The sequence below is a fragment of the Vibrio sp. 10N.222.49.C9 genome, assembly GCF_041474985.1.
GTDB classification, from domain to species: domain Bacteria; phylum Pseudomonadota; class Gammaproteobacteria; order Enterobacterales; family Vibrionaceae; genus Vibrio; species Vibrio crassostreae_C.
Map to the genome: position 1 here is coordinate 1 of NZ_JBFRVD010000474.1, position 219 is coordinate 219.

Below are 219 nucleotides of genomic sequence, written 5' to 3' on the forward strand. Positions count from 1 at the left end.
GAATAATATTCGTATGCAGCAAGCTCTACCGAAAGCCGCTTATATCGGCTTTACAGGTACACCGCTGTTACAAGACGACAAGACTGAAAACAAGTTTGGCAAGATTATCCACTCCTACACTATGCAGCAAGCTGTGGAAGACAAAACAGTTACTCCGTTGTTGTATGAAGAGCGTGTACCAGATCTGAGCACCAACGATAAAGCGTTAGATGCGTGGTT

At 44.3% G+C, this 219-nt stretch carries 1 protein-coding gene; it reads left to right on the plus strand.

From position 1 onward, the window contains the following. Positions 1-219, plus strand: a 219-nt coding sequence (locus AB4585_RS24050; RefSeq protein ID WP_372171269.1) for a hypothetical protein, incomplete at both ends; no start/stop codon positions are given.